This window comes from Streptomyces buecherae (genome assembly GCF_014295035.1).
Classification (GTDB): domain Bacteria; phylum Actinomycetota; class Actinomycetes; order Streptomycetales; family Streptomycetaceae; genus Streptomyces; species Streptomyces youssoufiensis.
Genome location: NZ_CP060404.1, coordinates 1,667,302 through 1,688,853, shown reverse-complemented (window position 1 = coordinate 1,688,853; position 21,552 = coordinate 1,667,302). Strand labels below are relative to the sequence as shown.

At 75.0% G+C, this 21,552-nt stretch carries 16 protein-coding genes; 11 read left to right on the top strand and 5 right to left on the bottom strand.

From position 1 onward, the window contains the following. Positions 1–46: 46 nt before the first annotated feature. Positions 47–874, bottom strand: coding sequence for a hypothetical protein (locus H7H31_RS06090; protein WP_232109710.1), 828 nt, complete (start codon positions 872–874; stop codon positions 47–49). A 1,129-nt stretch (positions 875–2,003) separates the two neighbouring features. Here H7H31_RS06090 and H7H31_RS06085 point away from each other — a divergent pair. Both H7H31_RS06085 and H7H31_RS06080 read left to right on the top strand, forming a co-directional pair. Further along, positions 2,004–2,834, top strand: a complete 831-nt coding sequence (locus tag H7H31_RS06085) for an SDR family NAD(P)-dependent oxidoreductase (protein ID WP_187060427.1) — start codon at positions 2,004–2,006, stop codon at positions 2,832–2,834. Positions 2,835–3,242: 408 nt separating this feature from the next. Further along, positions 3,243–4,865: a phosphodiester glycosidase family protein gene (locus H7H31_RS06080; RefSeq protein ID WP_197995950.1), complete on the top strand. Its 1,623-nt coding sequence runs from the start codon at positions 3,243–3,245 to the stop codon at positions 4,863–4,865. Between the two features lie 156 nt (positions 4,866–5,021). On the opposite strand, the gene H7H31_RS06075 is transcribed toward H7H31_RS06080, so the two are convergent. Next, complete coding sequence (locus H7H31_RS06075; protein WP_187060426.1) at positions 5,022–6,707, bottom strand: PucR family transcriptional regulator; 1,686 nt, start codon at positions 6,705–6,707, stop codon at positions 5,022–5,024. A 387-nt stretch (positions 6,708–7,094) separates the two neighbouring features. Here H7H31_RS06075 and H7H31_RS06070 point away from each other — a divergent pair, with 387 nt between their 5' ends. The 9 genes from H7H31_RS06070 (at position 7,095) to H7H31_RS06030 (ending at position 17,922) form a co-directional block, all read left to right on the top strand. Next, positions 7,095–7,997, top strand: a complete 903-nt coding sequence (locus tag H7H31_RS06070) for an FAD binding domain-containing protein (protein WP_187059612.1) — start codon at positions 7,095–7,097, stop codon at positions 7,995–7,997. Next, positions 7,988–8,596 carry a (2Fe-2S)-binding protein gene (locus tag H7H31_RS06065; RefSeq protein ID WP_187117824.1) on the top strand — a complete coding sequence of 203 codons (609 nt, stop codon included), beginning with the start codon at positions 7,988–7,990 and terminating at the stop codon, positions 8,594–8,596. The genes H7H31_RS06070 and H7H31_RS06065 overlap by 10 nt, the downstream gene beginning before the upstream one ends. Before the next feature lie 2 nt (positions 8,597–8,598). Beyond that, on the top strand, positions 8,599–10,983 hold the full coding sequence (gene pucD / locus H7H31_RS06060; protein ID WP_187060463.1) for a xanthine dehydrogenase subunit D: 2,385 nt from the start codon (positions 8,599–8,601) through the stop codon (positions 10,981–10,983). Positions 10,984–11,248: 265 nt separating this feature from the next. Then, on the top strand, positions 11,249–12,700 hold the full coding sequence (locus tag H7H31_RS06055; RefSeq protein WP_187060462.1) for an NCS2 family permease: 1,452 nt from the start codon (positions 11,249–11,251) through the stop codon (positions 12,698–12,700). Between the two features lie 56 nt (positions 12,701–12,756). Then, positions 12,757–14,016: an XdhC family protein gene (locus H7H31_RS06050; RefSeq protein WP_187117823.1), complete on the top strand. Its 1,260-nt coding sequence runs from the start codon at positions 12,757–12,759 to the stop codon at positions 14,014–14,016. Positions 14,017–14,198: 182 nt separating this feature from the next. Further along, positions 14,199–14,798 carry a hypothetical protein gene (locus H7H31_RS06045; RefSeq protein ID WP_187059769.1) on the top strand — a complete coding sequence of 200 codons (600 nt, stop codon included), beginning with the start codon at positions 14,199–14,201 and terminating at the stop codon, positions 14,796–14,798. After that, complete coding sequence (bufB, locus tag H7H31_RS06040; protein WP_187059768.1) at positions 14,791–15,666, top strand: MNIO family bufferin maturase; 876 nt, start codon at positions 14,791–14,793, stop codon at positions 15,664–15,666. The genes H7H31_RS06045 and bufB overlap by 8 nt, the downstream gene beginning before the upstream one ends. Further along, complete coding sequence (locus H7H31_RS06035) at positions 15,659–16,570, top strand: HvfC/BufC N-terminal domain-containing protein (protein WP_187117822.1); 912 nt, start codon at positions 15,659–15,661, stop codon at positions 16,568–16,570. Before bufB ends, H7H31_RS06035 begins: the two co-directional genes overlap by 8 nt. After that, positions 16,567–17,922 carry a ferritin-like domain-containing protein gene (locus H7H31_RS06030; RefSeq protein WP_187117821.1) on the top strand — a complete coding sequence of 452 codons (1,356 nt, stop codon included), beginning with the start codon at positions 16,567–16,569 and terminating at the stop codon, positions 17,920–17,922. The genes H7H31_RS06035 and H7H31_RS06030 overlap by 4 nt, the downstream gene beginning before the upstream one ends. Positions 17,923–18,012: 90 nt before the next feature. On the opposite strand, the gene H7H31_RS06025 is transcribed toward H7H31_RS06030, so the two are convergent. From H7H31_RS06025 to H7H31_RS06015, 3 genes are all read right to left on the bottom strand, one after another. Further along, positions 18,013–19,575: an alkaline phosphatase D family protein gene (locus tag H7H31_RS06025; protein ID WP_187064100.1), complete on the bottom strand. Its 1,563-nt coding sequence runs from the start codon at positions 19,573–19,575 to the stop codon at positions 18,013–18,015. Next, positions 19,572–20,153, bottom strand: a complete 582-nt coding sequence (locus H7H31_RS06020) for a phosphoesterase (RefSeq protein WP_187064099.1) — start codon at positions 20,151–20,153, stop codon at positions 19,572–19,574. The genes H7H31_RS06025 and H7H31_RS06020 overlap by 4 nt, the downstream gene beginning before the upstream one ends. Positions 20,154–20,299: 146 nt before the next feature. After that, positions 20,300–21,163 carry an LLM class flavin-dependent oxidoreductase gene (locus H7H31_RS06015; RefSeq protein ID WP_187064098.1) on the bottom strand — a complete coding sequence of 288 codons (864 nt, stop codon included), beginning with the start codon at positions 21,161–21,163 and terminating at the stop codon, positions 20,300–20,302. Between the last annotated feature and the right edge of the window lie 389 nt (positions 21,164–21,552).

Sequence of the window (21,552 nt, the reverse complement as noted above, 5' to 3'; positions counted from 1 at the left end):
GCGCCAGGCCGCCCCGTACCCTCTCCCGGCCCCGTACGCTGCCCGCTCAGTCCGCCGCCGCGCTGTCCTCGGGTCCCGCCTCCATCGCCCGCAGCCGGCGCGCGAGCCAGGCCGGCACTCCGCCCAGCAGCCGCACCAGACGCCCGGCCTCGGCGCGCAGCCGGGCCGCCTCCGGCTCGGACTCGACGCTGGCCAGCGCGACCAGCGCGGGGGCGATGCCGATGAGGTAGCCCAGTTCCTCCCGAATCCTGAGCGACTCGGCGAACCCGTGCCGGGCCTCGGCCCGGTCGCCCCGTTCCTCGGCCATCGCGGCGAGGTGGCGCCAGGTGAAGGAGGACAGCAACGCGTCGCCGTGCGACAGGGCCGCGGCGTGGGCGCGTTGAAAGGCGGCCTGGGCGCTGGACGCGTTCTTGGACAGGTGCTGGGCGAGCAGGCCGCGCCGGAAGTCGAGCAGCGGGCGGGTCCGGGAGTCGGGGCCGAGCAGCGCCGCCGCCCGCCCCAGGGCGGCCCGGGCCTCGTCCGCCCGGTCCCGGTTGCCGAACAGCGTGGCCGCGTACGCCAGGTGCCCGCGCTCGCACGCCGCCGCCCCGCGCTCGTCATCGGTGTGCGCGATGGCCTCCGCCGCCCGCAACGCGTCCTCGGCCGCCTCCCAACTCCCCGCGGTGAACATGCACTGTTCGGTCAGTACGGAGCTACGCAACCGGGCCGCAACCGGATCGGTCGCGGCCAGCGGGCTGAGCAACTCCGCGGCGTCGTGCCAGCAGCCGCGCGAACGCAGCCGCCATACCGCCGTGTGCAGAGGGTCGTCCAACAGTCCGGCATGGAGCCCGCCTCCTGGCTCTCCTTCGGAATCCGACGATCCAGAACGTGACATGGCGGTGTCCGCCACATTGCCCTCCCCAAGCGCGCCATCGAGCCGGAAGTCGTGCGCGCATCTCAACACGGAAAACAGGGCCCGGCCAAGGGGTAGGTGTGAATTGATTCACAAACTTGGATCTCTTCTGACCAGGTAATGGCGGTCGAGCAGTGGTAGAGGAAGATCGCCCCGGGGCATGCGCGGGCGCCGGGGTTGTGGGGCGGGGGGATTGGCGGTCTGGGTGGGGTGTTGGGCGGTTGGCGGGGCCGGTCTTGTTGCGGGGCTCGGTGGGGTGCCAGCGGGGCGTCGGGGCTGAGGTGGCCCCCCGCGTACACGGCTCGGGGTGCCCGGGGGTGCGGTGCGTCGCTGGCGCGCTCGCTGGCCTTCGGTGGGGGCGCGCCGCGCCGGCGGGTGGGTGGTTGGGGCTGTCGGGGGCTGCCGGTGCTGGGAGGTAAGCCCCGCGTGCGCGGGAACCAGGCGAGCCCGCTTCCGCCGTCGTGGCGGCCTCGGGAGCATCCCCGCACGCGCGGGGACCAGCATGTGTCGTCCCGGGGGCAGGGCTAGCCGTCGGGACCATCCCCGCACGCGCGGGGACCAGAGCAATTGACCTGGGGCCTTACCTCGCGAGAACCCGGTTTTCTACAACTTCCATCGATCGCGACCTATCGCCCAACCACGACGAATCGCCCATGTCATATCCCTCCGGCGAGCAAGGATGTTCAGCCTAGCGTTGCGCTCCAGCAGCTTCCCCGATGAGCAGTGCCACGCTCACCGTGATGATGAGTCGATCCGATAGAGAGCCGGGTTCGTGGGCGGGAACCAACGCCGCTCTACCGTTCAACGTGTTGCCGCGCGACGGCATGCGCGCGTGGGTGACTGCCCGAAACGCGGCGAGCCCCATCGCGCCGATACGTACTCAACGCCGAGACGGCTGAGGCCCGTACGACCGTCGTCCATCGCGGTACCACCGTGGCGATAGCCCCCAAATCCGCATCGTCGCTTAGCGGTAGCCGTCTCCTGCCCTCCTCCGCCGGCGCGGTCCTGGTGCTCGGACCCTCTCGATGAGCTGATCCCGCTCTCGGGCGGGGCCACGGCGTCGGATCTGCGCGGCCAGGGGAGGCGCCGGTCTCCGTGGCAGGCTGGGCGGGTGATTGATACGGAGTTAACCGACAGGACCGTCCTCGTCACCGGGGCCCACCAGGGCATCGGGGCCGCCGTGGCCGCCGCGTTCGCGGCTCAGGGGGCTCGGGTCGCGGTGCACTACTTCGCTGGCGGGTCGCCGGTTCCCGACGGCGTCACGGTGCACCATCACACGGGCAGTGTCGAGGCGGCCGAGCGGGTGGCGGAAGGGCTACTCGACCTGGGGGCGCCCGATGTCATGACGTACGAGCGGGATCTCGCCGTGCCCGGGGCGGCGGGGGAACTCTTCGACGCGGTCGAGCGGCGGCTCGGGCCCGTGACGGTGCTCGTCAACAACGCCGCGCACTGCGAGGGCCCCGACGAGACGCTCACCCTCGACCACGCGGCGCTGGCCCGGACCTACGGTGCCAACCTCTTCGGCCCCGTGCTGCTGACGGGGGAGTTGGCCCGCCGTCGGCGTGCGGCGGCCGGCGCGGCGAGTACCGGCGGCGACGCGGCGCCGCACGGTGGTGCCGTCGTGAACCTCAGTACGGACGCGGCGCGGGCGTTTCCCGGACAGGTCGCCTACGGGACGTCCAAGGCCGCGCTGGAGGCGTTCACCCGGGCCGCGGCCATCGAACTCGGGCCGTACGGCGTGCGCGTCAACGCCGTCGCGCCGGGGCCGGTGCAGACCGGTTGGATGTCCGACGCGCTCGTCGCGGAGGTCATCCCGCACATTCCGCTGCGCCGGGTCGGGGAGCCGGCGGAGATCGCGGACGTGGTGGTCTTCCTCGCCTCGGCGCAGGCGCGGTGGGTGACGGGGCAGGTGGTGCAGGCGGCCGGCGGACACGCACTGTGAGGGGCGCCCCGTAGGCCCACGCCGGGCCCAACTCCCGGGCTCGTCGGGACGACTCGCCAGCCCTTCCGGGCCTGACCAGCGGCGATGGCGGCGAGCCGAGGGGCCGGGCGCCGTCCGGGGAGCGGGTGCCGCGCCGCATGTTCACCTCGGCGACGTCGGCGTGACCACTGAGCGTCCCGGGGCGCTGCGAGGGTGCCGGCTGGGTCGCGGGTCGCGGCTCAGCCAAGCCGGCGTCGCCGGGCGGGGTCGACGGCGGGCCGTGGCGTGCCACGTCCGGCCGGTCGGACCGAGGCGGCGTCGACCGTACGGGGCGGCGCGACCGGGCCGGGTTGAAGGTGTTCGGGTCTGATCGGCGCGGGCCCGGTTGTGGTCGTCAGTGCGGCGGAGAGTGACTGAGGAGTGTTCGACGTGTTCAAGGTGTCCAGCCGTTCTCGATCGCTGCGGCCTGCCGCGCTGGCGGCGGTGCTCGTCGCGGCGCTCGTGGCGCCCGGCGCCACCGCTCAGGGCGCCGCCGCCTCCCACCGCGCCGTGTCCGGCGTGCCCACGGCGGAGGCGGCCCGTGCGGGTGGGTGGGGCGGTGTGCCGAAGCCGGTGGCCGGTTGGGACCGGGATCGGCTGGCGCCGGGGGTCGACCTCTACCAGGGCGTCATCGCCGGCAAGCCGGGCGCCGACCACTGGACGGTCACCGTGCGCGGCGCGGGCGGCGCCCACCTGCTGTCCGAGGCGGCGGCCGACACCCTGGCCGGCCAGTTGCGCGCGGCGGGCTTCGAGCCCCGCGCGGAGCGCGTGACCTGGCCGCGTGGCGCCGACCGGACCGGACTGCTCGGCGTACGCACCCGGGTGGGCACCTTCGGCGGGCAGAACCAGGCCGACGCGCGGCGCAAGGCCCTGGCGGCGGCCGGATTCGACGCGGTCAGCGAGTGGACCGGCGGCGACGGCGCGCCCGGCACCGGGCTGGCCCAGGTCAAGGTGGCCGTCATCGACCCGGCCCGGTTCGGCGGGAAGCTCAGCGGCACCTACGGCACCCACGTGGCGGGGCGCGAGAACGTCAGCGACATGGCGGCCCGCTCCCGCGCGCTGCTCGCCGTGAACGCCGGGTTCTTCGTGATGGAAAGCCGCGACGGGGTGCCGGGAGCGGCGGCGGGCATCGCCGCGTACGACGGCGAGTTGCAGAGCGCCGCGACCAACGGCCGGGTGGCGATGGTGCTGCGCGGCGACGGCCTGCGCCCCGAGTTCCGCCACCTGAGCACCCGCCTGCGGGTGCACGCCGGCAACGCGTCCGCCGTCGTCGACGGCGTCAACCGCGTCCCCGGCAAGATCCGCAACTGCGGCGGCACCGGCGGCGACCTGCCCACCGAGCGCCCGCTGCACGACGTGACGTGCACCGACCCGGACGAGATCGTGCGGTTCACCGACGAACTCGGCGCGCCCACCCCGGCCGGCGACGGCGCGGAGGCCGTACTCGACCGCTCGGGCCGGGTGCTGGAGCTGCGCCCGCGCGGCGGCGCGGTGCCCGCGGGCGGCAGCGTGCTCGCCGGCATCGGCGAGGGGGAGCGGTGGCTGCGGGAGCACGCGGCGGTCGGCCAGCGGCTGACCGTGCGGGAGAACATCGTCGACGAGCACGGCCGGCAGGTGCGCCTCGGCTCCCGTGACGACATCGTCAGCGGCGGGCCGCGACTGGTGCGGGACGGCAGGGTGGCCGTCGACTTCGCGGCGGACGGCATCGACCGGGCGGACGAGCCGTCGTTCGCGTACGCCTGGGGCCTCAAGCGCAACCCGCGCACGGCGGTCGGCGTGGACGCCCGCGGCCGGCTGATCGTGGTGACCACGGCCGGCCGCCAGCCCGGTTACAGCGACGGCCTCGGCCTGCACGAGACGGCCCAGCTCATGCGGTCGCTGGGGGCCCGGCAGGCGATGAACCTGGACGGTGGCGGCTCGTCGGCCATGGCCGTGAACGGCAAGCTCATCACCATGCCGTCGGACGCCACCGGCGAGCGCGCGGTGGGCGACGCGCTGGTGCTCACGCGCTAGGCGCGCGCCAGCCGCCGGGCGCGCTGAGCGGGCCTGGCCGGCCCCACGGCCCGCCCCTGGCGCGCGGCGCCCACGCCCCGTCGCTCCCGCCCGCGGCGCCCGCGCCCCGGCCCGCCTCCCGCCGGCGGGGCGCCTCGTGCCGCCCCGCCGGGGTCGTCAGCCCAGCCGCAGGGCCAGGAAGAAGTCCAGCTTGTCCTCAAGGCGGGACAGGTCGCGGCCGGTGAGCTGCTCGATGCGGCCGACGCGGTAGCGCAACGTGTTGACGTGCAGGTGGAGGCGGGTCGCGCAGCGGGTCCAGGACCCGTCGGCGGCGAGGAACGCCTCCAGGGTGGGGACGAGTTCGGCGCGGTGGCGGCGGTCGTACTCGCGGAGCGGGTCGAGCAGCCGGGCCGTGAAGGCGCGCCGTACGTCGTCGGGGACGAACGGCAGCAGCAGGACGTGCGAGGCCAGCTCCTGGTGGCCGGCCGCGCACACGCTGCCGGGGCGGGCCGCGGCGACCCGGCGCGCGTGCCGGGCCTCCTCCACCGCGCCGCGCAGCCCCTCGGCCGACAGCACGGCGGCGCTCACCCCGATGGTGAGCCGGCCGTCGTCGGCCAGGCCGTGCGCCAGGGGTTCGCGTACCGCCGCGAGCAGCGCGTCCGCGCGCACCGCCGGTTCGGCGTCCGGCGCGTCACCGGCCAGCGCCGGCAGCGGCACCAGGGCCACCGCCTCGTCGCCGGTGTGCGCCACCGCGATCCGGTCGGACGGTTCGGGCCCGGGCGCCGTCGGGTCCACCAAGATCTCCTCCAGGAGCGCCTGGGCGACCGGGCCGCCGGCGACCCCGGCGCCCGACCACTCGACGCGGGCGACCACCACCTGCCAGTGCGGCGCGGTGCCGAGCCCCGGCAGCAGCACCGGGGCCGCGACCCGCAGCCGCGCGGCGATCTCCGCGGGCGGGGCGCTCGCCTGCACCAGTTCGAGGACCTCCTGGGCGAGCCGGCGGCGCACCGTGCGGGCCGCGTCCCGGCGGTCGCGCTCGACGGCGATCAGCTGGGTGACGCCCTGGAGCAGGTCGAGCCGTTCTGCGGGCCAGTCGCCGGCGTCGGCCTCCACCACGAGCAGCCACTCCGAGAGCACCGTCTGGCGCACCTCGTGCCCCTCGCGCGGCGCCTCGCGGTCACCGCCGCCGACCGGGAAGAGGGAGTAGGTGGTGCCCGCGCCGGCGGTGACCCGGTGCGGCCAGCGGCGCCCGGCCCGTACGGCGGCCAGGTGTTCGCCGGCCAGCCGGGCCCGCAGCGCGGCGGGCAGCGCGGGGCCCTGGCCCGCGAGCGCCGAGCCCGCGATCTGGCGCCCCGTCGCGGACAGCACCCACGCGCGCAGGTCCAGGTCGCTGCCGAGCAGGTCGAGCACCGCCTCGGGGCCGCCGCCCGCCGGGCCCGCGCTCATCAGCCTGCGGTGCCGGTCCACGACGGCGGCCAGGTCCCCGGCCCGTTCGCTGGAGACCTGCCGCACCACGTGTTCGGTGATCGACGCGAACGATACGTCCTCGACCACCGAGAACAGCGGCAGCCGGTGCCGGGCGCACGCGACCATCAGGTCCTCGGGGACGGAGCCCAGCTCGGCCTCGCCGGCCGCCAGCCCGGCGACCCCGGCGGCCGTCAGGATGCGGACGAACCGCTCCGAGTCGGCCGGCTCGCGGTGCCAGGCGAGGCCGGTGAGGACCAGCTCGCCGCCGGACAGGTAGCGGCTGGGGTCGCGTAGGTCGGTGGTCATCACGCCGCGCACGGTGCGGTCGAGCTCCTCCTCGCCGCCGAGCAGGCGCAGGCCAAGGGCGTCGGTGTCCAGCAGTGCGCGCAGCCGCATCGTCTCGTCAGCCGATCTGTCTCGTGGGGCGGGCGCCCGGCTCGGCCGGGGAGCCGGGGCGGGGGCGCCCGGGGGTGGGGCGCCCGGGGTGGGGGCACGGCGCGGTGGGCGGCCCCGCCGGGCGGCGCGGTCGTGGCGGCCGGCCCGTACGGGGTACCCGTGACGCAGGTCAGGTGGGGTGAACGCCAGGGCAGGCACTCCACGCCGTTCGTTCGAATCTACAAGACCGGGCCGCTGGCCAGCCAACCGCTTCATGCGTTCGGTGACTGCACCGGGCGTGTCGCACCTCGGTGTACTGGAGGCAGGCCGCGTGAACAGGAATGACCATCCGCCCGGCGGGCCTCGCGGGCCCGCTTCGCAGCCCCGCTATCCGAGAAGAGCACATCCATGGACTTCCTGCGCCCCACAACCTGGGGGGAAGCGCTCGCCGCGAAGGCGGAGCACCCTTCGGCGGTGCCCATCGCGGGCGGCACGGACGTCATGGTCGAGATCAACTTCGACCACCGCCGTCCCGCCCACCTCATCGACCTGACCCGCGTCGCCGACCTGTACACCTGGGAGGTGGGCGACGAGCGGGTACGGCTCGGCGCGGCCGTCCCGTACACGCGCATCATGACGCACCTGCGCGCCGAACTGCCCGGTCTGGCGCTCGCCGCCCACACCGTGGGCTCGCCGCAGATCCGCAACCGCGGCAGCGTGGGCGGCAACCTGGGCGCGGCGTCACCGGCCGGGGACTGCCACCCCGCGCTGCTGGCCGCCGGCGCCGAGGTGGAGGCGGAGTCGGTGCGCGGTACCCGGCTGATCCCCATCGACGACTTCTTCACCGGCGTCAAGCGCTCCGCCCTGGAGCCGGACGAGCTGATCAGGGCGGTACGGATCACCCGGGCCACCGGCCCGCAGCAGTTCGCCAAGGTCGGCACCCGCAACGCCATGGTGATCGCCGTCTGCGCCTTCGGGCTCGCGCTCCACCCGGAACAGCGCCGCGTCGGCACCGGCATCGGCTCGGCCGCGCCGACCCCGGTGCGCGCCAGGACGGCCGAGGAGTTTCTGGCCGCCGCCCTCGCCGACGCCGACCTGTGGGCCAGCGGCGAGCCGTTGCCGCAGGGGCTCGTCCGTGAGTTCGCCGAGCTGGCCGCCGGCGCCTGCAACCCCATCGACGACGTGCGCGGCACCGCCGCCTACCGCCGGCACGCGGTGGCGGTGCTGGCCCGCCGCACCCTCGGCTGGGCCTGGGAGAGCTACCGGGACCAGATCGGCAGCACGGAAGGAGGCGCACCGCGATGCGCGTGAACCTGACGGTCAACGGACGCCCGCAGACGGCGGACGACGTGTGGGAGGGCGAGAGCCTGCTGTACGTGCTGCGCGAGCGGCTCGGTCTGCCCGGCTCCAAGAACGCCTGTGAACAGGGCGAGTGCGGCTCGTGCACGGTGCGCCTGGACGGCGTCCCGGTCTGCGCCTGCCTGGTGGCCGCCGGCCAGGCCCACGAGCGCGAGGTGCTCACCGTCGAGGGCCTGGCGGACCACGCCAGGCAGCGGGCCGCCGACCGGCCCGCGACCCACGACACGCCCGCGCCGCCCCCGGACACCCCCGAGCCCGCCCCCGGCACCGACCTCGCCGCGGCCCGGAGCTGGCAGGCCAGCCCCGCTGACCCGGCCAACAGCGAACTCGCCCCGATCCAACAGGCGTTCCTGGACGCCGGCGCCGTGCAGTGCGGCTTCTGCACCCCGGGCCTGCTGGTGGCCGCCGACGAACTCCTGGAGCGCACCAGCGAGCCGTCCGACGAGGACATCCGCGAGGCGCTGGCCGGCAACCTGTGCCGCTGCACCGGCTACGAGGCCATCATGGACGCGGTGCGCCTGGCCGCCGCCCGCGCGAGCCAGGGAGGCTGACCATGGGCGCCACCCGCATCCCCGCCAGCCTCACGCAGGCCAGCCAGGCCCGGGGCGGCGTCGGCGAGTCCACGCCGCGCCCGGACGGCACGCTCAAGGTCACCGGCGACTTCGCGTACGCCTCCGACCTGTGGCACGAGGACATGCTGTGGGGCCACACGCTGCGCAGCCCGCACGCGTACGCCGAGATCCGCTCCGTCGACTTGAGCCAGGCGCTGCGGGTGCCCGGCGTGTACGCCGTCCTCACCCACGCCGACCTGCCCGCCGCCACCCACTACGGGCTGGAGATCGCCGACCAGCCGGTGCTGGCCCGGGACGTGGTGCGCTGCCACGGCGAGCCGGTGGCCGTCGTCGCCGCCGACCACCCGGAGACCGCGCGCCGGGCCGCCGCCAGGATCGTCGTGGACTACCGGGAGCTGACCCCGATCACCGACGAGGCCAGCGCGCTGGCCCCCGACGCGCCGGTGCTGCATCCGGGGCGCACCGACGCGCACGCGGCCCACGTGCCGCACCCCAACGTCGTGCACCGGCAACCCATCACGCGCGGCGACGTGGCCGCGGCCCGGGTCCGCGCCGACATCGTGGTCAGCGGCGACTACGAGATCGGCATGCAGGACCAGGCGTTCCTCGGCCCCGAGTCGGGGCTCGCCGTGCCCGCCGCCGACGGCGGCGTCGACCTGTACGTCGCCACCCAGTGGCTCCACTCCGACCTGCGCCAGCTCGCGCCCGTCCTCGGCCTGCCCGAGGACAAGGTGCGGATGACGCTCTCCGGCGTCGGCGGCGCCTTCGGCGGGCGCGAGGACCTGTCCATGCAGGCCCACGCCTGCCTGCTCGCGCTGCACACCGGCAAGCCCGTCAAGATGGTCTACAACCGGTTCGAGTCGTTCTTCGGCCACGTGCACCGCCACCCGGCCAGGCTGCACTACGAGCACGGGGCCAGCCGTGACGGCGTCATCCAGTACCTGACCTGCCGCATCGTGCTCGACGGCGGCGCGTACGCCTCGGCGTCCCCGGCGGTCGTCGGCAACGCGGCCTCGCTCGGCGCCGGCCCGTACGCCATCGACAACGTCGACATCGAGGCCCTCGCGCTCTACACCAACAACCCGCCCTGCGGCGCCATGCGCGGCTTCGGCGCCGTCCAGGCGTGCTTCGCGTACGAGTCGCAGATGGACAAGCTCGCCGCCGCGCTCGGCCTGCACCCGGTGGAGCTGAGGCGGCGCAACGCCCTGTCCCAGGGCGCCGCGATGCCCACCGGACAGGTGGTGGACTCGCCGGCGCCGGTGGCCGAACTGCTGCGCCGGGTGCGGGCGATGCCGATGCCGCCCGAGCGGCAGTGGGTCACCGCCGACGAGGCGGGCGAGACCATCGACGTGCGCGCGCTGCCCGGCGGCCGGGCGGGCACCACGCACGGCGAGGGCGTGGTGCGCGGCGTCGGCTACGCCGTCGGCGTCAAGAACGTCGGCTTCTCGGAGGGGTTCGACGACTACTCCACCGCCCGGGTGCGCCTCCAGGTGGTGGCGGGCGAGCCGGTCGCGGCGGTGCACACCGCGATGGCCGAGGTCGGCCAGGGCGGCGTCACGGTGCACGCGCAGATCGCCCGCACCGAACTCGGCGTCGCCGAGGTGACCATCCACCCCGCCGACACCCGCATCGGCTCCGCCGGCTCCACCTCCGCCTCCCGGCAGACCTACGTCACCGGTGGCGCGATCCGCCACGCCTGCGAACTCGTCCGCGAGCGGGTGTTCGACCTCGGCCGGGCCCGGTTCGGCAGCCACCACCCGGCCTGGGCCACGGCCGAACTGCTCCTGGAGGGCGGCAAGGTCGTCACGGACGGCGGCGAGGCGCTGGCCGACCTGGCGGACGTGCTCGGGGACGAGGTCATCGACGTGGAACGGGAGTGGCGGCACCGCCCGACCGAGGCACTGGACCCGCACACGGGGCAGGGCTTCGGGCACGTGCAGTACTCGTTCGCCGCGCACCGCGCCGTGGTCGAGGTGGACACCGAACTCGGCCTGGTCAAGGTCGTGGAGCTGGCCTGCGCGCAGGACGTCGGCAAGGCGCTCAACCCGCTGTCGGTCACCGGCCAGATCCAGGGCGGCAGCACGCAGGGGCTCGGCCTCGCCCTGTTGGAGGAGATCGTCGTCGCGGACGGGAAGGTGCGCAACCCGTCCTTCACGGACTACCTCATCCCCACCATCGTCGACACCCCGAGCATCCCCGTCGACGTGCTCGAACTGGCCGACCCGCACGCCCCGTACGGGCTGCGCGGCGTCGGGGAGGCGCCAACGCTCTCGGCCACGCCCGCCATCGTCGCCGCCATCCGCGCGGCCACCGGCCTCCCGCTGCGCCGGGTGCCCGTACGCCCCGAGCACCTCACCGGCACCTGACCCGCACCTGATCCACGACGATCCGGGCCCCGGCCCCGCGCGGGGCGGGGGCCGGGCCCCGGCGATGTCGGGCCCGCCCGCGCGCGGGGCGGGAACCCGGCCTCGTACCGACCCCGAGGGAAGCGACCCGAGGGAAGCGACATCGAGGAGGCCAGCGCACCGAAGGAGAGCGAGCGTTCGTCTCGGGCCGTCCCCCGGGTCGTGCGGCAGCGTCCCCGCGCCCCGCGGTCGCCGCGGGCGCCCTCACCCCTGGGAGACACGCACCATGACCCGACCGTCACCCCGGCCACCGACCGCGGCCGACGAGGCGGGCGCCGACCCGCCACCACCAAGCGGCCGGTCCCGGATCGACCGCTACTTCCACATCACCGCGCGCGGCTCGACGCTCGCCCGCGAGGTGCGCGGCGGGGTCACCACCTTCATGGCGATGGCCTACATCCTGCTGCTCAACCCCGTGCTGCTGGGCGGGCCCGACGCCGCCGAACACAGCCTGGAGCGGCCCGCGCTGATCACGGCGACCGCCCTGGCCGCCGCCGTCACCACGCTGCTGATGGGCCTGGTCGGCAAGGTGCCGCTGGCGCTGGCCGCCGGGCTGAGCGTCTCCGCCGTCCTCACCACCCAGGTGGTGCCGCACATGACGTGGCCGCAGGCGATGGGCATGTGCGTCGTCTACGGCGCCGTCATCATGCTCCTGGCGGTCACCGGGCTCCGCGAGGCGATCATGAACGCCATCCCGGCGCCGCTGCGACACGGCATCACCATGGGCATCGGGATGTTCATCGCGCTGCTCGGCCTCGTCAAGGCGGGCTTCGTCGGCGTCGGCGCGCCCGTCACGCTCGGCGTGGACGGCGAACTCCGCGGCTGGCCCGTGCTGATCTTCTCCGTGACGCTGCTGCTGATCTTCATGTTGCAGGCCCGCGAGGTCCCCGGCGCGCTGCTCATCGGCATCGTGGCCGGCACCGTCGTCGCCGTGGCCGTGCAGGCGGTCGGTGACCTGCCGGCCGCGACCTGGGGCGGCCGGCCGCCGGAGCTGCCGGCACACGCCGTATCGCGGCCGGACTTCTCGCTCATCGGGCAGGTGGAGTTCGGCGGCTGGGGCGAGATCGGCGGCGTGACCGTCGGCGTCATCGTCTTCACGCTGGTGCTCGCCGGCTTCTTCGACGCCATGGCCACCATCATCGGGGTCGGCACCCAGGCCCGGCTGGCGGACGAGCGGGGCCGCATGCCCGGGTTGAGCAGGGCGCTGTTCGTCGACGGCGCGGGCGGGGCCGTCGGCGGCGTGAGCGGCGCGTCGGGCCAGACGGTCTTCATCGAGTCGGCCACCGGCGTCGGCGAGGGTGCCCGCACCGGGCTCGCCAGCGTCGTCACCGGCCTGTTCTTCGCGGCCTGCCTCTTCCTCACGCCGCTCACCCAGATGGTGCCGGCCCAGGTGGCCGCCGCGGCCCTGGTGGTGATCGGCGCGATGATGCTGCGCGACGCCCGTCACGTGGACTGGGCCGACCACACGGTGGCCGTGCCGGTGTTCCTGACCGTGGCGCTCATGCCGTTCACGTACTCGATCACCGTCGGCGTCGGCGCGGGCGTCATCGCGTACGTCTGTCTCAGGGCCGCGCGGGGGCAATGGCGCGAGCCGGGCCCCTTCCTGTGGGCGCTGGCCGTCGTCTTCACGGTCTACTTCGCCCTGCACCCCATCGAGGGCTGGCTCAGGGCGGCCTGACCGAGCGCCACGCCCCGTACGCCGGCCCGCCCGTAACGCCGAGGGAGCTGAGGACCATGTTGGACATCGCCGACGAACTGACGCGGTGGCGCGCGCGGGGGCGGGACTTCGCCGCCGCCACGGTGGTGGCCGTGAGCGGCAGCGCGCCGCGCGAAGTAGGCGCCGCGCTGGCCGTGGACGCCGACGGCGCGGCCATCGGCTCGGTCTCCGGCGGCTGCGTGGAGGGGGCCGTGTACGAGCTGTGCCAGCGGGCCCTGGAGAGCGGGCGCAGCACCGTCGAACGCTTCGGCTACAGCGACGACGACGCCTTCGCCGTTGGCCTGACCTGCGGCGGGGTGATCGACGTGCTGGTCACCCCGGTGCGCGGCGGCGACCCGGGCCAAGGCGGCGGCGCCGGGCCCGGTGACCGGACGACCGGGGACGCGTCGGCGACGCTGGCGGCGGCGCTGGACGCCGCGGCCGGTGGGCGGGCGGCGGCGCTGGTACGGGTCGTCGCGGGCCCGGCCGAACTCATCGGCCGCGCCCTGCTGGTGCAGCCCGGCGGCGGGTACGCCGGCTCGCTCGGCGGCGACCCGGCGCTGGACCGCATCGCGGCGGCCGAGGCCGCCGCCCTGCTGGACGCGGGCCGCACCGACACCCGCACCATCGGCGCGACGGGCGAGCGCTGCGGCGAGCCGGTCACCGTGCTCGTCGAGTCCAGCGTGCCGGCCCCGCGCATGATCATCTTCGGCGCGGTGGACTTCGCGAGCGCGCTGGTCCGGGTCGGCAAGTTCCTCGGCTACCACGTGAGCGTGTGCGACGCCCGCCCGGTCTTCGCGACGCCGCAGCGCTTCCCGGAGGCCGACGAGGTGGTGGCCGACTGGCCGCACCGCTACCTGGACGCGCAGGTCACCCGGTCCGCCCGGTCCGCCCGGACCGCGCCGGACGGGGCGCGCGCGGGGGAGGGGGCCGACGAGGGGCGCGCGGGCGGTGGCGTCGACGGCCGCACCGTGCTGTGCGTGCTCACCCACGACGCCAAGTTCGACGTGCCGCTCCTCGAGCGCGCGCTGCGGCTGCCGGTCGGCTACGTCGGCGCCATGGGCTCCCGGCGCACCCACCTGGACCGCCTGCGACGGCTGCGCGCCGCCGGCCTGACCGAGCGCGAACTGTCCCGGCTGCGCTCGCCCATCGGCCTCGACCTCGGCGCCCGCACGCCCGAGGAGACGGCGCTGTCCATCGCGGCCGAGATCGTGGCCGACCGCCGCGGCGGCACCGGCACCCCGCTGACCGGCGCGCACACCCCCATCCACCACGACCCGCCGCCGCCCCGGAACTGACCGGCCCCCGCCCGCCGCGCGGCTCCGGCCGAACGGCCCGCCCGACGCGTCGGCCATTCGCGGGATTCGGGCGCCGCGCGTTCCGTGGGAAGGGAGACGGCACGTCAGGTCGGGCACGATGGCGACTCCGCGACACATGCTCGCCGTGTCGACATCCGATCGATGAGCGAGGAGGTAGTTCCGTGAGTCAGGGAAACGGCCACGTGTCCCCGGACGGCGCCGTGAACTCGGAGGACGTCGAGCGGGCGCGCGCCGCGGTGCACGCCATCGTCGCCGACGTGAAGGCCGGCCACCACGAGTCGGGCGAGGGACGCCAGCTCCATCTCAGCGAGGCGCCCGACAGCGGTGTCTCGTGGCCGGAAGACGACCAGCCCAGGGAACTGCACGTCTGCATGGGCCTGAACTCCTGCCGTCACCAGGACGCGCCGGGAACGGCCCCGATGGCCGGCATGGGCCAGTGCGCCACGGTCGTGCACGTCTGCCACGGCGAGGGCGCCTGCCGGGGCCTCGGCGGCTGCGGGTACGCCGGCAGCGACTACGAGCAGGCCCACCCGGGCGAGCAGGCGTGCCGCTGGAACGGCAGTTGCGCCAGCCCCATCAACGAGAGCCGGGTGCACGCGTGCGGCCCGCACAAGGGCAAGAGCGTGTGGAAGCTGGCGCGCAAGCTGTTCGAGGCCAGGATGTACGAGGCGGGCCTCGCCTTCGGCCCCTCGCCCGGCCAGGGCTGGCCCGACGACGTGATCCCCCCGTACGACGTCATCAAGAAGCCCACCCGTGCCTGAGGCGGGCGCGCGGGCCGGGACCGCCGGCCCGGGCACGCGCCGCCTCGGCTTCGGCGTCGGGCTGCGCGGCCCGCACGTGCCCCACATCCGCGCGCACTGGCCCGCGGTGGACTTCTTCGAGGCGATCACCGAGAACTACCTGGACTGCCACGGCGCGCGGCGCCGCGCGCTGGCCGAGATCGCCGAGCGCTACCCCGTCCTGCTGCACGGGGTGTGCCTGTCCATCGGCAGCACCGACCCGTTGGACCGCGACTACCTGGCGCTGCTGCGCCGCCTGGCCGACGAGGTCCGCGCGGTCTGGGTCTCGGACCACCTGTGCTGGACGGGCGTGGCCGGCGCGCACAGCCACGAACTGCTGCCGCTGCCCTTCACCGAGGAGACCCTGCGCCACGTCGTGCGCCGGGTACGGCAGGTCCAGGACGTGTTGGGGCGCACCATCGCGCTGGAAAACCCGAGCAGCTACGTCGGCTTCGCCGGGTCGGCCATGCCCGAGTGGGAGTTCGTCTCCCGGGTCGCGGAGGAGGCCGACTGCGCCGTACTGCTGGACGTCAACAACGTCTACGTCTCCTCCGTCAACCACCGCTTCGACCCCCACGCCTACCTGCGCCACCTGCCACACCACCGGGTGGCCTACACCCACCTGGCCGGGCACCGGCACCACGGCACGCACATCGTGGACACCCACGACGCGCCCGTGGCGGAACCCGTGTGGGAGCTGTACGAACGGGTGGTGGAGCACACCGGCGGCGTCAGCACGCTCATCGAGTGGGACGACCACCTGCCGCCGTTCCCCGCGCTGGCCGCCGAGGCCGACCTGGCGCGCCGCCGCGCCCGGCGCCCGTCCCCGGCCGGGGCCGTCCGTGGCTGACCCGGCCCGCGCGCCGGGCGCCCTGGCCGAACTCCAGAGCTGGTTCCAGGCCGCGCTCCTCGCCGCCGACCCGCCCGAACCGGGCGCCGCACGGCGGGTGTTGGCCGCCGGCGGCGCGCTCGACCCGCGAGCGTGCCTGGACCTGTACCGCACGAGCTACCGGACGCGGCTCATCGAGTCCCTGCGCACCACGTACCCGGCGCTGCGCCTCCTCCTCGGCGACGACCTCTTCGACCGCTTCTGCGCCGAGTACCTGCACGCCTGCCCGCCGCGCTCCTGGGCCCTGGCCCGGCTCGGCGACCGGTTCGCCGACCACCTCGAACGCCACCGCCCCGACGCCCACCTCGCCCCCTCGGCCCGCGAGCGGTGGATCGACCTCCTCGTGGACCTGGCCCACCTGGAGCGGACGTACGGCGAGGTCCTCGACGCGGAGGGGACGGAGGAGCTGGCCGCGCGGGCGGAGCGGGACGGAGCGGAGCAGCCACTGGTCGACCTCCCCGACGCGGCCTGGCTGGACGGCGCGCCCCCGACCCCGGCCCCGTGCCTGCGGCTGCTGCGCACGCGCGCCGTCGTCCACCCGTACCTGCTGGCGGCGCGGCGCGGCACCACCGCCCCGGACCGGCCGCGGTACCGGCCGACCCACCTGGCCGTCAGCCGCCGCGACTACACGGTCGTGCTGCGCGAACTCTCCCCGGACCAGTACGCCGTGCTCCGCGCGCTGCCCCACGCCGCGACGGCGCGCGAGGCGCTCGGCGCGGTCCCCGTGGCCCGTGGCGCGCGCTGGCTGCGGGCCTGGACGGCCGCCGGCCTCCTCACCCCGCCGCCCGTCTCGCACCACCGTCCCCCCACACCCCCGCGACGCCCCGCGCGCAATCCCACCCGCGAAAGGACGCCCGCCCCGTGACCGCCACGGCACCCACCCAGGCCCCCCGACTCGCCGCCCCGCCCTTCACCCCGCCCGAGCCGCTCGTCCCGACCCGCAGGATCGAGACGTACGAGGAGTTGGTCTCCCACCTGCACGCCGCGGCCAAGGTGGAGATGTGCACCATCGGGCCGTACCTGTACGCCGCGTACTCCATCAAGACCCGCGGCTACTCGCAGTGGTCCCCGGGCATCGGGGCGCTGCGCACCCTCCTCGGCATCGCCGTCGAGGAGATGCTGCACCTGTGCCTGGCGCGCAACGTGCTGGTGGGGATCGGGGCGGGGGACCGCATCCGGTTCTGCGACGCGAACTTCGTCCCGACGTTCCCGAGCGACCTGCCGCACCGCCACCCGGCCCTGCCGCTGGCGCTCGGCCCGCTCTCCACCGACCTGGTGCGCAGGACCTTCCTGGAGATCGAGAAGCCGCACAAGGTGCCCGCCAGCGACGACCTGCCCGCCGGTCAGGAGGTCGCCGACGGCATCGTGCACAAGGACGGCGACGTCTGGGAGTACGCCACCATCGGCGAGCTGTACCGCCGGGTCATCGAGGGCATCAAGCACCTGGACGGCAAGGGCGAGATTCCCTGGAACAAGGACGGCGCGCGCGGGTGCCAGTACAACCGCGGGTTCTGGAACGAGTACGGCGGCGGGAAGCCGGTCATCGTCACCGACCAGAAGACCGCCCTCCAGGCCCTGAACATCATCATCGACCAGGGCGAGGGCGCCGACCCGAGCAAGGGCACGGTGCCCAAGAACCCGAACAACCCGCGCCCGGGCCTTGAGGAGTACACCCACTTCGAGCGCTTCAACCGGATGCTCCGCCACATCGAGGGCATCGGCATCGTGGACGGCACCCGCGAGGCGGAGGTCAACATCGACTCCGCCCTCGCCGTCGAACAGACCCTGGCCACCAGCCCGCACCTGAGGGACTACGAGGGCCTACCCATCGCCCGCCCGCTGGCCCTGTTCAACGCCGCCTTCACCTACATGCTGCGGCTGCTCGACCAGTTGTACGCGACGCCCGTCGCCGACGCGCGGTGGGTCAACGACCCCAAGCGCTACCACATGGAGCGCGTCTTCATCGCCGTCATGCAGGGCGTCCTCTACCCCGTCGCCGAACTCCTGGTCAGCACCCCGCTCCCGATGAAGCACGCCCGGGTCGGCCCGCCCTTCGAGTTCTACGCCTTCTCCACCGACCCGCGCGACGGGGACATGCGGGACCAGCTCATCGCGCTCTGCCAGCAGGCGCTGCCGGACTTCCCGCAACTCGGCGGCGACGACGGCGTCCTGCGCCAGATCGACCTGCTCGTCCCCGGACTGCTCCCGGCTGCCTGAGCCCCGGTGGCACCGGGCGCCCGGCGCGGGGTCGCGGGACCGTGCGGCCCCGCGACCCCGCCTCCGGGCGCCACGGCGCCGCCCGGCCGGCTAGCGGCCGGTGGGCCTGCGGTACTGCGCCGGGGAGCCCTTGGTGCCCTCGTCCTCGTACGCGCCCGCGCGCCCGCGGTCCACGTGGAAGGTGGTCAGGGTGGTCACCGGGGACACCGGGTCGCGGCGGTCGCCGATCACCCGCATGTGGGTGCTCCAGCGCTCGGGCGTGACCTCGTACACGTCGTAGCCGTAGCGGTTGCCCTCGAAGTACTGGAGGTGCGGGTTGGCCGCGCCCATCAGCGGCCCGTTGGTCTTGTTCCAGTCCGCGCTGTAGGCGCCCGAGGTGACCGAGTGCGCGGTGAACTCGGTGCCGATGACGGGGGACGAGGCGTCGTCGTAGTCGGGCCGTACGTCGTCCACGAACGCCGAGTGCCAGTCGCCGGTGATCACCACGAGGTCCTCGAGGCCCGCGTCGTGCACGTGGGTGAGCACCTCCTTGCGCTCGGCGAGGAAGCCGTCCCACTGGTCGGTGAACATGTAGCCGCCGCCGGGCCGGCCACGGAGCTGGCTGAGCATGATCGAGTTGGCCCAGCAGTGCCAGGCGTCGCCGGCCCGGTCCACGCCCCGCTTGAGCCACTCCTTCTGCGCGCCGCCCAGGATGGTCCCGTCCGGCAGGTTCTGCGCGGAGCGGTAGGAGCGCAGGTCGAGGATGGTCAGCTCCAGCAGGTCGCCCCAGCGCCGCACCCGGTGGATCTCCGGGTCGGGCAGCGCCGAGTCACTGGCGTCGCGGTGCGGCATGTGCTCGTACCACGCCTGGTACGCGGCGGCCCGGCGCCGCATGAACGGCGCCCCGCCGCCGGTCCCGCTGTAGTCGTTGACCACCTCGTGGTCGTCCCAGGTCAGGAACCACGGGTGGGCCGCGTGTGCCTCGCGCAGCGACGCGTCGCCCTTGTAGAGCGCGTGCCGCACCCGGTAGTCGGCCAGCGTCAGGACCTCGGGCGCGTTGTGGTCGCGCACGTGGTCGCCGCCGACCGGGCCGTGCTCGTAGATGTAGTCGCCCAGATGCATCACGAAGTCGACGTTCTCGCGGGCTATGCCACGGTGGGCGGCGTAGAAACCGTCGTGGAACGCCTGGCAGTTGGCGGCGGCGAAGCGCACCGAGGAGACGCGGCCGACCGGCGCGGTCTTGGTGCGGCCCACCCGGCTGCGCTTGCCGAGCGCGCGGAAGCCGTACCAGTAGTGGCGTCCGGGGCGCAGCCCCCGGACGGGCACGTGCACGCTGTGGCCCAGCGTCGCGGAGGCGGCGACCGTGCCGCGCGCCACCACCCGGCGCAGCCGCGCGTCGGCCGCCACCACCCACTCGACCTCGACGATCTCGGGCAGCTTCTGCTCGGCGGCCAGCGGCTCGGGCGCCAGCCGGGTCCACAACACGACGCTGTCCGGCCGCGGGTCGCCGGAGGCTATGCCGAGCGTGAAGGGGGCGGGGTCGTAGTCGGCGCCCAGCGCCTCGGCGGCCTCGCGGGCCTGCGCGGGGGACAGGCCGGCGCTCAGTGGCCACACGACGTTCAGGGCACCGGCGGCGGCAGCCGCCTTGAGCAGGTCACGACGGTTGAGCTTCACGCCCGGCCTCCGCGGTGGTGGGTGAGGGTCAGGGACAGGGCGTCGGCGTAGCCGTCGTTGGACGTGCCGCCACCGGCGCGGGTGAAGACGAGCAGGGCGCGGGCGGTGCGCGCGCCCGGCGGCACGGTGCCGGAGCTGGTGCGCTCCACCAGCCCGGTACGGCCCGCGCGCTCGGCCGCCGCCACGGGGCCCAGCACGGCCAGGGCGAGCGGCGTGCCGTCGGCGTCGCGGAACTCGACGGACAGCCGGGCCCCGTCCTGCTGCCCCGCGTAGCCGCCGAGCCAGGCGGTGACGGAGAACCGCACGGCGCCCCGGTCGACGGCGCGCCGCCCCACGCGCCCCGTGGCGGGCAGCCGCACGTCCTGCACCAGCGCCGTACGGGGCGAGTTGCCGCCCGAGAAGAACCGGCTGCCGCGCGCGGCCGGGCCGGGGTCGGCCGGCGTCGGGTAGCCGCCGCCCACGTCGTAGCCGACGAGGGCGGGCGCCCCCTCGACCGTCCGCCAGCCGGCCACCTCGGTGACCGGCTCCGCCGTGCCACCGGGCCCCGCCTCGGCATCGCCGTTGACCAGCAGATTCATCCGCGCCTCCCAGAACTGAGGTGACGCGGGTGCGTCACGCGCCAGGCATCTCACCAGCGATGTGTGAACGGCAGTCGGCGTGCGGTGAAACGTCCCGCCGGGGGCCTGCTGGTGGAGGGGCCGGCGCGCCCCCGGTGGGCGGGCGGCTAGAGCCGTGGCGGGCCCTGCTGGAGGCGGCGCATGATCGGCGCCAGCCGGTCCACCTCGTCGTCGATCAGGTGCCGCTCGTCCCACCAGGTGGCCCCCGCGTCCCGCAGCGGCCCGATCAGGTCGCGGGCGCGCGCCGGATCGGCCGGGCTGATGCCGCCCACGACGAACTCGAAGGGCTCGCCCCGCCGCTCGTCGCCCCGCTGCCCGTGCACGTACTCCACCAGCTCGCGGTATTCGGCGGCGGCCGGCGCCTGCCCGTGGTCGGCCGAGGTGAACAGGGGCACGGCCCCGTCCCAGCGGGCGGCGCGGCGCATCGGCGCGCGGCGCGGCCAGAAGCCGGCGACCCAGATCGGCACCCGGGGCCGCTGCACCGGGGTGGGCAACAGGGCCACCTCGCGGGCCGTGAAGTGCCGGCCCTGGTGGGTCACGTCCTCGCCCGACCAGAAGCGGGTCACCAGGTCCAGCCCCTCGTCGAGGCGTTCGGCGAGCACCCGGGGGTCGGTGGACTCGCCGAAGCTGCCGTACTCGTCCTCGATCGGCCCGCCGAGCCCCACCCCGAGGATCACCCGACCACCACTGAGCTGGTCCAACGTGGCGACCTGTCGGGCCAGTTGCTGCGGCCGGCGCCGGGCGAGGGGGGTGACCATGGTGCCGAGCCTGATCCGCGAGGTGGCCAGCGCGGCGGCGGTCAGCAGCATCCAGGGATCACCGAAGGAGCGGCGGTGGTACTTCTCGTGCACCACGTGGTCCCAGACGAACAGGCCGTCCCAGCCGGCCTCCTCCGCCGCCACCGCGACCTGGGCCACCGTACGGACGTCGGCGAAGTCTCCGAAGTTCGGGATGTTGAGGGAGAAGCGCATTCGAGCATGCTGCGTCATCGGACGGGGCGAGACAAGGACGCCCCGCCGCGCGCGAGCGTTCCGCGAGGAGAAGTTCGTGGAATTCTGCCGCTCGCCCGGTCCCGCCTTTCCGAGGGAAATCCGCCGCCCCAACCATTCGAGGCGGGTTCGGGCCGCCGCCCGGGGTGGCGCACGCTGAGGCCGGACCATTCGGCACCACTACGGCCCTTTCAGGACGACCGCGCTCGGAATGGTGGCGCATGCGGATACGAGGGGCGACCCCGTGTTCGACGGAATGCCCGGGGCGGGCGAGGAGGCTCACCGCCACCCCATGCACGCGCGGTAGAGCCCTCGTCAGAAGGGCTCCGACCAGGGGTGACTGACTCTTTGCCGGCCCAGCCGCGAGGCCG